General features: G+C 40.3%; 15 protein-coding genes. 5 read left to right on the top strand and 10 right to left on the bottom strand.

Translation table 11 applies throughout. From position 1 onward, the window contains the following. Positions 1–158 precede the first annotated feature (158 nt). Both ytvA and R0K30_RS16410 read left to right on the top strand, forming a co-directional pair. On the top strand, positions 159–962 hold the full coding sequence (gene ytvA / locus R0K30_RS16415) for a YtvA family blue-light photoreceptor (RefSeq protein WP_230031083.1): 804 nt from the start codon (positions 159–161) through the stop codon (positions 960–962). Between the two features lie 239 nt (positions 963–1201). Continuing rightward, positions 1202–1903, top strand: a complete 702-nt coding sequence (locus R0K30_RS16410) for a sunset domain-containing protein (protein WP_410611725.1) — start codon at positions 1202–1204, stop codon at positions 1901–1903. 56 nt (positions 1904–1959) lie between these two features. Here the strand turns inward: R0K30_RS16410 and R0K30_RS16405 are convergent, their stop codons facing one another. The 7 genes from R0K30_RS16405 to R0K30_RS16375 form a co-directional block, all read right to left on the bottom strand. Then, positions 1960–3270 (bottom strand): ABC transporter permease, encoded by a 1311-nt coding sequence (locus R0K30_RS16405; RefSeq protein ID WP_099726801.1) that lies wholly within the window; start codon positions 3268–3270, stop codon positions 1960–1962. After that, a complete protein-coding gene (locus R0K30_RS16400; RefSeq protein WP_410611722.1) occupies positions 3260–3958 on the bottom strand; it encodes an ABC transporter ATP-binding protein in 699 nt (232 codons plus the stop codon). Before R0K30_RS16400 ends, R0K30_RS16405 begins: the two co-directional genes overlap by 11 nt. A 23-nt stretch (positions 3959–3981) precedes the next feature. Next, entirely contained in the window at positions 3982–4977 is a 996-nt protein-coding gene (locus R0K30_RS16395; protein ID WP_410611720.1) for an ABC transporter permease subunit, read from the bottom strand. Then, entirely contained in the window at positions 4971–5849 is an 879-nt protein-coding gene (locus R0K30_RS16390) for an ATP-binding cassette domain-containing protein (protein ID WP_099726798.1), read from the bottom strand. Before R0K30_RS16390 ends, R0K30_RS16395 begins: the two co-directional genes overlap by 7 nt. Next, complete coding sequence (locus R0K30_RS16385; RefSeq protein WP_230031088.1) at positions 5842–6234, bottom strand: GntR family transcriptional regulator; 393 nt, start codon at positions 6232–6234, stop codon at positions 5842–5844. The genes R0K30_RS16390 and R0K30_RS16385 overlap by 8 nt, the downstream gene beginning before the upstream one ends. Positions 6235–6251: 17 nt before the next feature. Next, the gene (locus R0K30_RS16380; protein WP_099726796.1) at positions 6252–6431 is read right to left on the bottom strand and encodes a hypothetical protein; all 180 of its coding nucleotides are present in this window, start codon (positions 6429–6431) and stop codon (positions 6252–6254) included. A 142-nt stretch (positions 6432–6573) separates the two neighbouring features. Beyond that, positions 6574–6849: a YtzC family protein gene (locus R0K30_RS16375; protein WP_099726795.1), complete on the bottom strand. Its 276-nt coding sequence runs from the start codon at positions 6847–6849 to the stop codon at positions 6574–6576. Between the two features lie 152 nt (positions 6850–7001). Here R0K30_RS16375 and mnmL point away from each other — a divergent pair, with 152 nt between their 5' ends. Beyond that, positions 7002–7967: a tRNA modification radical SAM protein MnmL/YtqA gene (mnmL, locus tag R0K30_RS16370; RefSeq protein WP_017358356.1), complete on the top strand. Its 966-nt coding sequence runs from the start codon at positions 7002–7004 to the stop codon at positions 7965–7967. Then, on the top strand, positions 7964–8539 hold the full coding sequence (mnmM, locus tag R0K30_RS16365; protein WP_099726794.1) for a tRNA 5-(aminomethyl)-2-thiouridylate-methyltransferase MnmM: 576 nt from the start codon (positions 7964–7966) through the stop codon (positions 8537–8539). The genes mnmL and mnmM overlap by 4 nt, the downstream gene beginning before the upstream one ends. Before the next feature lie 15 nt (positions 8540–8554). Here the strand turns inward: mnmM and R0K30_RS16360 are convergent, their stop codons facing one another. Both R0K30_RS16360 and R0K30_RS16355 read right to left on the bottom strand, forming a co-directional pair. After that, positions 8555–9634, bottom strand: a complete 1080-nt coding sequence (locus R0K30_RS16360; protein WP_410611716.1) for a tetraprenyl-beta-curcumene synthase family protein — start codon at positions 9632–9634, stop codon at positions 8555–8557. A gap of 29 nt (positions 9635–9663) precedes the next feature. Then, a complete protein-coding gene (locus R0K30_RS16355; protein ID WP_410611714.1) occupies positions 9664–10443 on the bottom strand; it encodes an alpha/beta hydrolase in 780 nt (259 codons plus the stop codon). 45 nt (positions 10444–10488) lie between these two features. Here R0K30_RS16355 and R0K30_RS16350 point away from each other — a divergent pair, with 45 nt between their 5' ends. Beyond that, positions 10489–11004, top strand: coding sequence for a gamma carbonic anhydrase (locus R0K30_RS16350; RefSeq protein ID WP_024426216.1), 516 nt, complete (start codon positions 10489–10491; stop codon positions 11002–11004). Positions 11005–11146: 142 nt separating this feature from the next. On the opposite strand, the gene asnB is transcribed toward R0K30_RS16350, so the two are convergent. Further along, positions 11147–13045 (bottom strand): asparagine synthase (glutamine-hydrolyzing), encoded by a 1899-nt coding sequence (gene asnB / locus R0K30_RS16345; protein WP_410611711.1) that lies wholly within the window; start codon positions 13043–13045, stop codon positions 11147–11149. Between the last annotated feature and the right edge of the window lie 125 nt (positions 13046–13170).

The following is a 13170-nucleotide window of genomic DNA, read 5'->3' as shown; positions in this document are numbered from 1 at the left end:
TTACTCTATTCTAATGGAGGACAAACTATGATGACAAATTTAACAAAGCGTTTGCAATCATTGAAACAGAACATATGTTATGTTACGTTTATAAAGAATTATTTTGGTTGAAAAGAAACCATTTTAAATGTCTGATAGCAGCAGCAAAGGAGGGTAATATGGTCAGCACGAACATCTTCGGCTTGCAAAAACAGCAGGAACTCATAAAAAAAGCGCTAGATCATGCGCGAATTGGTGTTATCATTACAGACCCTTCTTTAGAGGATAACCCTATCGTTTATGTGAATCATGGCTTTACACAAATGACTGGATACAAACCAGATGAGATTCTTGGGCGTAATTGTCGATTCCTCCAAGGAAAAGACACAGATCAAGAACAGCTTGATTTAATACGTCATGGAATACAGAATAAAACACCTATTACCACACAGCTAAAAAATTATAAAAAAGACGGCACTTTTTTTTGGAATGAACTCAATATAGATCCTTTATACATTGAACAAGATGACAAAACATTTTTCATTGGCTTTCAAAAGGATATTACGAAACAGAAAGAATATGAACAGCTCCTAGAAGATTCCTTACAGGAAGTCACCTCTCTTTCGACGCCAATCGTCCCAATCAAAAATGGTGTATCTGCTCTACCACTCATTGGAAAACTATCTGAAGAACGCTTTGATGCCATTGTTGCGAAGTTAACTTGTATATTAGATGATTCAAAGGATGATTATTTAATTGTCGATCTTTCTGGCTTAATCGATCTCGATGATTCCGTTGCAGGACGCATTTTCAAGCTGCATCATCTTCTCAGTTTAACTGGAACCGAACTGATTATCACAGGGATCAAACCACAGCTTGCGATGAAAATGAAAGACTTGGATACAGATTTCCAACATACCATCACATATTTGACGGTAAAAGAAGCTATTAAAGGATTGCAATTAGCTGAAAACCCTGTGTAAACAGGGTTTTCAACATATAGACAAAGGGCTAAAATGATGCTTATTTTAGCCCTTTGTCTTTTTTTAGCGTGATTTGAAAACCTTTGAAGTCTAGGAAGAGCGAGCACTGAAGCGGAGCGAATGTGAGGGTTTGTCTTCACGCTGAAAACCCTGTGTAACAGTTTTTTTATTTGAATCACTCTACAAAATGGAAAAATGAGGTATGATAGGTGTAAATAGAGATTTAGGGGGGCTGCTAGATGATCTTTTTACTCATCATAGGTCTTTTATGCTTTTGTTTCGCCATAGGATATGCCGCTAATTTCTTCTTATTCAAACACCAGAACCAAAGGATTTTTTCAAAGGGACTCTTTTATCCTTTTTTGATCATTGGTCTCGTTTTCTCCATCATGTCGTTACCGTTTGTGGCCGTCGATGCTCCTAAGGCACAAGCAGATTCAACTTCCGAACAGCTGTTAAAGGATCAAAAACAATTAGCATCTGAAAATTCTCGCCTGAAGGAAGACAAAGAGGCGCTTACATCCTCTTTAAAAGACGCGACAAAAGAAAAAGAAAAACTGTCAAAAAAGCTAGAAAACATCACCTCAGAAAAAGAAACAGTCAAACAGCAAGAGGAGACCATTCAAGAGCTTGAAGAGAAAATAGACAAGCTGACCTCTAGCAACGAAACACTCAAAAAAGAAAACAAGAAAAAAAATAATGAAACTCAATCCTCAACCGTCCAGCGCTCCGCTCCTAAGGATGAGGGAACGAATACGGGCGGGCATGAGTCACAAAAGGAAACAAAAAAAGAATCGGCCGCCTGTAACATCAAAGGGAGTGTGAATGGCATTTATCATACACCGGGCAGCAGATACTACTCACGAACAAAAAATGTAACCGAACTGTTCTGCTCCGTAGAAGAGGCAGAGCGAGCAGGTTACAGGGCACCTAAGCAATAGCTATGCTTCACGATCAAAAACCTCCTGTCAGCCCGCTAGGGAACAGGAGGTTCTTTTTAAATTTCTCTTCTTAATGCGGTTAATACATTCGTTTTCGTTGCCTTACGTGCTGGGTTGAGTCCAGATATAATCGCTACCCCTGCGCTAATCACTGTCGCTGTGATCACAAGACTTAGCGGAATATAGGAGAAGGTAATTGAGAATTGATCACTTGACCCTCCCTCAGACATGGAAGACAAAATGGATGGAATAATTAAATTGACGGCAAAACTAATGATATACGAGATGATAATACCGATGATCGATCCAATCACCCCAATATAAGCACTCTCCATGAGAAACATTCGCTTGATAATGGATGGATTCGCGCCAATGGCTTTCATAATACCAATCTCTTGTGTTCGCTCTGTTACCGCCATTGTCATCGTATTGAAAATACCAATTGCAGAAATAATGACCGCAATACATCCGACAAAAATGAGTCCAATTTTGAAGACCGTAAAGAACATATCCATTCCTTCAAGCTGGTTCGTCACAGAGATGACTTGGTAGCCCTCATCTGTCAGTTTATTCGTGAGCGCACCGACATTGTCGAATTTGTCTGCATAGACAGAGGTCATTTTGTCGACATTGCCGGCTTCAGGAGACATATCCAGCATTTGACCAAATTCTTTTTCATAAGCATTCGGAATGAGAATTTTATGATCCTGCTGCCACTCCAAATTCGGCTTTTTCATTACGCCTACTACACGGAAATCAAATGTTTTTTCTTTGACGACTTCATTTTCTTCATTTAGTTTTGGCACCTTGATTTGAATGACTTTATTTACAATATCCTTCGTATAGCCCTTTGGCTCTTTCGGTGATTCTTCACCATTTGACGTCTGATTTACTTCTTTTTCATAGTCTTTGCGTTCTTTTTCCGTCCACAGTTGTTCTGCCATATGATACCCGACCACAATTTCGTTCGCTGATGTTGGGACTTTTCCTCTGTCTAGCTCAAGCCCTGCTTCTTTTTCTTCCTTCATATCCGTCAGAGCAACCTGCGTTTCACTTGAGCGGTCATCGAGCTCAACATTTAACAATGGATTGAGAGACGTTCTTGAGACAACAGATTTCACATGATCATATTTCTTTAAATCATCAACCTTGACGTCTCCTTTTTCTTTACCTAACACTTTAATTTCTGTGATGATTTGCTGCTTCATGATTTCATCTTGAGCCGATTTTTGCAGACCAAAACCGACAGACGCTAGAACGATTAAAAAAGAGCATGCCATTGTGGTCGCAAGAATGGTCATAAACACACGCAATCTATTTTTCTTCATGTTTCTTCTAATGAATTTGACCTGATCTCTAAATTTCAATGGACTGTCCCCCTTTCTTTAATACACCATCATGAAGCTGGAACGTTGTGTCTGCGATTGAAGCGACTTCATCGTCATGTGTAATGATGACAAATGTAATTCCTTTTTCACGATTGAGCTGCTGGATAAAGGCTAGAATTTCTCCTTCGGTTTCTGAATCCAAACTGCCTGTTGGTTCATCGGCTAAAATAATAGATGGATTTAAAATCAAAGCTCTTGCAATACTCACACGCTGCTGCTGTCCACCTGACAACTCATTTGGATAATGCCCTGCATGATGCTCAAGGCCTACTCGTTTGAGCATTTCTTTTACTTTCACCTTACGTTCAGAAGGCTTCACACCTTTTAAAGTGAGCGGAAGTTCAACATTCTCAAACGTTGTTAAGCTCCCGATCAATTGAAAGCTTTGAAAGATAAAGCCAAAATGATCTAAACGAAAGTCCGCCCATTCTTTTTCATTAAAGCCAGTCACATTGGTTCCATCGATGACAATTTGTCCGCTCGTTGGCGTAATATATCCTGAAATTAAATTTAATAAGGTAGATTTCCCCGAGCCACTTCGTCCGACGATACAAGCAATGTCGCCTCTTTTGATGGATAGGTCAATGCCTTTGAGCACAGGAATTTCGTTTTCTCTGCCCTTCTTACCAATTTTAAACATATGATCTAACGCTTGAATCTGAATCATCTCTACTCCCCTACTCTCTCTGTTTATCTTTTTCGATATATCAAGAAATAACTTGTCAGTGCGCCTACAGCTCCACCGATTAACATGCCAGCGATATAACCAAACATTGAATTATCTGACGAAAATCCAACCCAGCCAAACCCTAGAACACCAAAGACAATCACCATAATTTGAATCGGTCTATCCATTTTTGAGTAAAGAAAGAAGCGGCCATTTCGTTCAATTGGGTGTTTCATAAAACTAAACAGACCAATGAGATAAAATACTATCACCATAACAATTGGCACGATGAATTCTTCACTAGTGAACCAAATTGGATAATCACTTGGATCTCGATATTGAAAACGGTCAGTTATATAAGTAATTGGTGAGATTGGCATAATAAAGTGGTCAAAGCTTTCATCAACCCAATTTCTATTTGTTTTCAAAATAAAGTCTAAATGATACATCGGAAGCGCAATTAATAAATAGGGTAAAATAGTTGTACTGAACGTGACAATTGCTTGACTAATCGCGCTTCCTGTTAAAGTACCTGCTGCGAAACACAAACTATAAATCATCAAGGACGAAACAAGCGCAATGAAATACCCGCTATTAAACCCGAATGTCTCCTTTGGTTGGATGCCTAATATGAGAAAGTAAGTTAAGACATATGAGAATATATGAATGAACGCGATAATCCCGGCACCCAGAAAAAACTTTGTATGATAGATGGTACTTCTGCTAAACGGCAAGGATAAAGTGAAATCCATTTGTCCTTTATTTCTTTCATATCCCAGCTGAATAATCGCAAAAAACAAACCCATCGTCCAGGAAAGGGTTATAAAAATGTCTGAACCAAAATCATAGTAAAAATAATTATCTACTGTTGTACACGTCGGATCATTTAAACAAGTATGAAAGGATGAGTATCCCATTAAAAAGGATAAGGGCGTCGCAAACACTGCAACAAGCATCACTAAAATAAATGTCAGCTCTGATTGCTTCCATTCCTTAAATAATAATTGCCGCTTTACCATCTGCGTTTCCCTCCAAACTTCGCAATGAATACTTCTTCTAAATTCACAGGCAGTTCATGCCATACTTTTGGCTGTAATGATTTCAAATACTCTTTTGCCTCTACATCTGTTTTGAGCACAAGCGCTGTATAGAAAACACCTGCTTGATCTAAAATGGAGACGCCTTTTTTTCTAATACTTAAATTCATATCTTCTTCAAATGCCATTTGGATTTTGACATAGTCATTCTTTAATTCATCTAAATCCATGACACTTGTGAGTTGATTGCCTTCTAAAAATCCAATTCGATTACACATACGCTCAATATCCTCTAAGCGGTGAGAGGTAATTAAAATCGTCGTTTGTCGTTCTGCCACCTCATCAATCATCAGCTGAAGAACGTCGTTTCTAGTGACCGCATCAATCCCATCTGTCGGCTCATCTAACAAAATGACCGCTGGTTTGATGGCAAAGCTTAAAATTAATGACAGCTGTTTCTTTAAACCTGTCGACAATTCACGATATTTCACTTTTTCCGGAATCTCATAACGGTTCACCAGCTCATTGGCATATGTCACGTCAAACTTCGGATAAATTTGCTTTAACAGCTGTACTAGCTGTCCGTAATTGTACCTGTCAAAGTAAGGGTTCACGACCGGCATATATACAATATTTTGCTTGACTAAGGGATGTTCTTTCACCAGTACGTCTTTAAAATAAATCTCTCCTTCATCCGGAAGAAGAATTTGCTGAATCAATCTGAGAAGTGTTGTTTTTCCTGAGCCATTCCGGCCAAGCAGACCGAAGATCTCTCCTTCGCCTATCTTGAAGGAAACGTCACTGAGTACTTCGCGGCCATTTAATTTCTTCGATACATTTCTGACCTCAATCAACTTGTTTTCCTCCTTTTAGACTTGAGCCGATCTCTTCTAGCCATTCTTTGAGTTGATGAATGTCAATACCGGCATAATGAGCTTCTATGATGAGTTGTTTTAATTGCTCCTTCATCTCGAGCACCTTCCCTTCATTCAGCTTTAATTGGGCACCTTCTGTTACATACGTACCGCGGCCTCTTAGTGTTTCAATAATCCCTTCCCGCTCAAGCTCTTTATACGCTTTGCTGACGGTGTTTGGGTTGGCGATGATGATGGTGGCCAGCTCTCTTACAGAAGGCAGTTTGTCGCCAGGTTTCATCACACCTTTTAGGCACAAAATTTTCAACTGCTCAATGATTTGTTCATATATTGGCGCAGCGCTTCTTGGATCTATTTGAATCATGATGGCTCCCTCTTTTCTCATTCATGCTTTTGCAGTCCTATCGCTTGATCATGTCCTTGCATTAAAGGGACCGAATTGGGTATAAAATCTTTTTGAACTTCAAAACCAATGAAAACGAGAACGAAAAAAAATGTACATGCTAACGCAACAGCCAGCACCATCCACTTCAAATTGATTGGGTTTTTTTCTTTTTTCATGGTTGAACACCTTTCTTCACTTTTATGTGTCTGTAGTGTATTAGTTGATATAGTACAATTAATACAATATAGACACCCGACTGAAAAGTCAATAGCTTTTCAAAAAAATAAAAAACAGACCCTTAAAAGAAGGATCTGTTCATCATTCGTTATCGTATGAAATACCTAAAATCATTTGATTTTGCAAACTTTGAATTTGAACACGCGCCCTGTCTAATCGCTCTCTTTGTTGTTCATTGGCTACATCTTTTAATTTTTCTAATTCATTTACCGCTTCCTCAAGCATAAGCTGCGCTTTTGAAAATTCGTCCTCATTATAATGCTCTTGGCGTGAGCTTAAATCAAATTGTTCACTTGCAAACTCAAGGGTTTCAGTACTTTTTTGCATAAATTCATCGATCGACTTTCTTGTTGCCATCTTGCATTCCCTCCATTTCATCATCGCTCCCGCCTATTTTGCCCAGGTAAAGCTTTTTCACTAAAGAAAATGTTGGACAGATTCAATTGTCCTCCTTCGTGATTTTTGTTAAACTTTTAGGATGCCTATTATTATGCAAGGAGGTTACTGACTTGGATCAGCATAACCCTTTTTTATATTCAAACAGCGAAAAACGTTATCACACGTGGAATTATCATTTGCGCGAGCACTTTGGTCATAAAGTGTTTAAAGTCGCCTTAGATGGTGGCTTTGATTGCCCAAACCGTGATGGTACTGTAGCCCACGGAGGCTGTACATTTTGCAGTGCCGCTGGGTCTGGTGATTTTGCAGGAAACCGGGCTGATGATCTCATCACTCAATTTAATGAAATCAAAGACCGGATGCACACAAAATGGAAAGACGGAAAATACATGGCGTATTTCCAGGCGTATACAAATACACATGCGCCGCTTCCTGTCTTAAAAGAAAAATACGAAACCGTCATGAACCTGGATGGTGTGGTTGGTTTATCTATTGCGACAAGACCTGACTGTCTGCCAGATGACGTTGTGGAGTATTTAGCTGAATTAAACGAGCGCACTTATCTGTGGGTAGAGCTTGGCCTTCAAACCGTACACGAACGGACAGCTATGCTTATCAACCGTGCCCATGACTATGAATGCTACGTAGAAGGTGTAGAAAAACTGCGAAAACACGGAATTCGTGTCTGCTCGCATATCATTAACGGATTGCCTCTTGAAAACCGGGACATGATGATGGAAACAGCCAAGGCTGTCGCTGATCTAGATGTACAAGGAATCAAAATTCATTTGCTTCACCTTTTAAAAGGAACCCCAATGGTCAAGCAATACGAAAAAGGCAAGCTTGAGTTTTTAAGCCAGGAGGAATATGTTCAGCTTGTTTGTGATCAACTGGAGATCCTTCCGCCAGAAATGATTATTCATCGTATTACAGGCGATGGTCCAATTGAATTAATGGTTGGTCCGATGTGGAGTGTAAATAAGTGGGAAGTACTGAATGCCATTAATGCTGAGCTTGAAAGACGAAACAGCTATCAAGGCAAACGTTTCGTCAGATTGGAAGAAGCGGCCAAATGATTTTAAAGCGCATGCTCCCTTTTAGTAAAGAGCTGTTAGAACGTGCTTGTAAAAAAGGCGATATCGTCATTGATGCAACGATGGGAAATGGCCACGATACACTCTATTTAGCTGATCTTGTAGGAAAAGAAGGACAAGTTTTTGCATTCGACGTTCAGGAGGAGGCCTTAAAGCAAACAAGCAAAAGGCTTGGTGAGCAATATCCTTACGTTCACCTGATCCACGATGGACATGAAAAACTGGCTAATCACTTACCAACGGATGTTTACGGGCACATATCTGGTGCAGTCTTTAACCTTGGGTACCTGCCCGGAGGCGATAAAACCGTCACCACTCATGCTCATACGACCATTGAAGCGATCAAACAGCTTATTGACTGGCTAAAGCCAGGAGGTCTGATCGTTCTTGTCATTTACCACGGTCATCCCGAAGGAAAAAAAGAAAAAGAAGTGCTTCTTGATTATTGCAGGTCTCTTCATCATGAAGAAGTACAAGTCTTGTCTTATCAATACATGAATATTCATAACGACCCACCCTTTGTGGTAGCGATTGAAAAAAAGCTCAAATCCTAATGGATTTGAGCTTTTTTATGAAGATTTCATCCAAGGCATTTTCTGATAGGTCCGATAGGCTCTTCCATTGATATAGAAAAAGAACGACGTTTTCCCGCTTGATTTGATCAGCCTTTTTGCCAGCTTGTTCATCTCTTTTTGGGCTGTCACTTTTTCATCGGACAAATAGACCGCCAGTAACCCTCTGTTAATCAGCTTGTGAAAATTTTCGTGCGGGATGCCTTTCAGCTGCTCATCCGCTTTTTCGATAAAATGCTGAAGTCTGTCCATCATCTCATGATGAGAGTCATAGTATGAGCAAAAATTCAGATCGCCCCCAAGTCGGTCCTCTTCTTGATCAATTAAATAATCCAGTAAAATGTGCAGACCTTGGATATAAGGGAAATAGCTTTCGTAAATTTGCTTCGCCTGCTTTTCTGTAAAATCAGGCTGAAGTGCATACGCCACAAGACAAAAAATGCCTAACGTTGATCCTGCACATGCTGAAAACTCGTACCATTCCATCTTCGGCAAATCCTTTTCATATTGGCGAAACCATGACTCTAATCGAGGCACACGTTCATGAGGAACCACGTGCTTATGTACTTGCAAATCACTATAATAATCACACAGCGTGTGTAAATACGGCTGAATGACCGGATAATGCTCTAGGCGTGACAGCACGTCTTGACATGTGCGGACAAGCGCATGTAAATACCCATGATCCTCTTGATCATCACGGAATTGATAATATGGCTTGAGCTCAGCTTGAATATTAAGCGCATCTCTCATCGCTTGATGCAGCATATGAAAATCTTTTGGATCAAGCGACGTACTGCGGTCACATAGGTTATCTAAGTAATCACTGATGGTTTGATACGCCACAATGAATTCAATACACGTTTCTTTCGCTTCACCTGCTAAAAGAGATAAAATTCCTCCGCCTTCACAGTGAAAGGTTTTACTGGATATGCTCGCTAGCGCTTGCGTTCTCAGTTCTTCATTTTCAATCATTTCTGCATGAGCCCGCCACTTTTTCAGCTCCTGATGAACAAGCGGAAAAATATCTTTATATACCTTCGTCATCAGTGCAAAAGGACGCTCTGGTACTGACAAATCAATCCACCCCCAACTTAAGCTCACAATCAAATATACTGATCTGTAAAGGCTCTTGCCGCCCTAAACACATCTTCTCTTTCCGGTTCATTAAAAATTTCGTGATACAGCTCTTCCCATTCACGGTATGATTTATTGTATGATTCAATGCCATTGAACCATTTGATCACTCTCGTTTTATCTACGATCTTGTCATCGCCCGCCTGCATTAAGAGGAGCGGAATCGACCGAAAGACATTCGTTGGCTGCATTGCCGCATCGATATTTTTGATCAGCTCTCGATACCAGCGAACAGACACCTTTGTCACATAAAGTGAATCATTTGAATCTGCCTCAATAACGGCCTGATTTCGTGTGGCAAGTTCAATAGACAGCCCGGACTCTACTTTAAAAGACGGAGCAAGCATATTTAGACCTTTTGATGCAAAATCCATCAGCTTCTTCGGTTTAAATTGCAGACCTAAACAAGGTGATGATAAAATAAGGCCATCAATCTTCGTATGGGTGTACTGCTTGACCCACTCAATTGAAATGAGTCCACCCATGCTGTGCCCAAGTAAAAATGTAGGAAGCCTGAATGACTTCGCATGTTCGATCCATTCATCAACTGTATCAATGTATTCTTGAAAAGAGCGGATGTGGCCGCGCGCACGTGTTGATGTCCCTTGCCCAGGCAGGTCACCCATGATGACGTGATAGCCTGCAGTTCGCCACATTTCGATCAGCCATTTATACCGGCCATGATATTCACTAGCACCATGTACAATCACAATTGTACCAACTGGTCTTTCAGCATGCCAAGTCCACAAAGTAAACACCTCACAAATGTTGTATTAAGAAAGGAAGTCGAAAAAGTGATTTATCCATATCATCAGTTTACACCTGAGATTCATGAATCGGTCTTTGTTGCAGATAACGCCACCATTACTGGCGATGTCACGATTGGAGAATATTCGAGCGTTTGGTTCCAAACCGTCATCAGAGGCGATGTCGCTCCAGTGAGAATTGGAAAAAACGTCAACATTCAAGACTTATCCTGCCTGCATCAAAGTCCTGGAAAAACACTTCTTATTGAAGATGGTGCTACCATTGGACACCAAGTCACGTTACATAGCTCAATCATTCGAAAAAATGCCCTCATTGGCATGGGGTCCATCATTCTCGATGGTGCGGAAATTGGCGAAGGTGCCTTTATCGGTGCAGGAAGTCTTGTCCCTCAAGGAAAGGTCATCCCAAAAGGATCACTCGCTTTTGGCCGTCCAGCCAAAGTGGTTCGACTGTTAACAGATGAAGATATCCAAGACATGGACCGGATCCGCAGAGAATATGTAGAAAAAGGACAATACTATCGTTCCCTTTTATCCCGTTAACATCATACGTGTATCTTCACTTTATCATGTTTTTTTCAGGATATTAAGCAATAACTATGAACCGCTTGTTATTTTACCCTTTTCCACTACTTTCTATCATGACAAAAAAGGTTTTCAGCACAAAGCTGAAAACCTTTTTTCATTAACTAAAGATGACTTCTTTTGGTTGGTGATTCAACTGCTCTGGATCAATACTGCGCTCCACATAAATGCTGTGCCAGATCATAAAGATCAGGACTGTCCAAATCTTACGGCTATGATCTGCTTTACCAGCACAATGTTCATTTAATAAATCAAGAACATATTGCTTGTTAATGTATTCGTCTGTTTGACTGTTTTTAATGATATCTTTCGCCCAAGCGTTCATCTCATTTTTCAGCCAATGACGAATTGGCACAGGGAAACCTAGCTTTTTGCGGTTTAACACATGGTCAGGCACAATGCCTTCTGCTGCTTTACGCAATAAGTATTTCGTTGTGCCATCTTTTGTTTTCAGCTCTTCTGGAATTTTAGAAGCCGCTTCAAATACGACCTTGTCAAGGAATGGAACACGAAGCTCAAGAGAGTTCGCCATTGTCATCTTATCTGCTTTAAGCAAGATGTCTCCGCGCATCCACGTATGAATATCAACATATTGCATTTTATTAATATCACTGTAGCCTGCACTTTCCTCGAAGTATGTTTTCGTCACGTCACGATACGTGATGTTCGGATCATACTGCTTTAAGAGGTTTTTCTTCACTGGCTCTTCAAAGATTTTCGCATTGCCGATATAGCGTTCCTCTAACGGCGTACAGCCGCGAACGATAAAGCTTTTCCCTTTCATTCCTTCTGGCATTAAACGTGCCAGACGAAGAAGAAGCTTTTTCAACATAGATGGAACAGATTCAAATGGCTTTAGAGAAAGAGGCTCGCGGTAAATATTATATCCACCGAACAGCTCGTCCGCTCCCTCACCAGAAAGAACAACTGTGACTTGTTTCTTCGCTTCTTTTGCGACGAAATAAAGTGGAATCGCCGCCGGATCAGCTAAAGGATCATCTAAATGCCAAACAATCTTCGGAAGCTCGTTCATATATTCCTCAGGGGAAATGACGGCACTAAAGTTTTGTAAGCCTAGCTTATCAGCTGTTTCCTTTGCCACATCCACTTCACTAAAACCATCCTGCTCGAAGCCAACAGAGAACGTCTTCAGCTCAGGGTGAAATTCCTTTGCAACAGACACGATGAAAGAAGAATCAATACCGCCAGAAAGGAATGAACCAACAGGCACATCACTTCTCATGTGAACTTTCACAGAATCATAGATTGCATCGCGCACTTCTTCTATTAATTTCTGTTCTTGTGTTTGTTCAGGCTTGAATTGAACCTTCCAGTAAGTCTTAAATTCTATCTTCTTGCCCGGGCGAAGTGTAAACTGATGACCTGGCTCCACCTTGTGCACCTTTTGATCAAGTGTATTTGGCTCAGGAACGAATTGGAAAGACATGTATTGCTGCAGAGAGGTCTCATCAAATAAAATGTTCTCATTTACAGCCATTAAGCTTTTGCGTTCAGAAGCAAAGTACACTTGCTCATCCATTTGTGTAAAATAAAGCGGTTTGATGCCAAAAGGATCTCTTGCGCCATATAATAACTGCGCTTCTTTATCCCAAATTAAAAAGGCAAACATGCCGCGAAGCTTTGAAGCTGCTTCTTCTTTATAGTGACGATATGTGGCAAGAAGTACTTCCGTATCAGAATCTGTGCTGAACGTATAGCCCTTTTTCACAAGCTCTTCCTTCAGCTCCACATAGTTATAAATTTCTCCGTTGAAAATAATCCAATATTTCTCATCTTCATAAGAAAGCGGCTGCTTTCCATGTTCAACATCTATAATACTTAAACGTCTAAATCCAAATCCTACATGCTCATCATGGAAGTACCCCTCATCATCCGGACCACGATGAACGATGAGACGATTCATTTGTTTAATTAACTCTTCCTGCTCAGTAGTTTCGGACAATGGACGGTGATTAAATACACCAACAAACCCACACATATTATTGCCTCCACGTTATGTTATTTCTAAAAGTAGACCTATAATTAGACAGTATTTTGTACGATTTCGTTTCACATTTTTACGCTTTTTATAGAATTTTTTTTAATCAAAAGGAAAACCGCTTA

The sequence above is a fragment of the Bacillus sp. SIMBA_154 genome, from assembly GCF_046536015.1.
GTDB classification, from domain to species: domain Bacteria; phylum Bacillota; class Bacilli; order Bacillales; family Bacillaceae; genus Bacillus; species Bacillus pumilus_P.
This window is presented reverse-complemented; position numbering and strand designations above follow the sequence as displayed.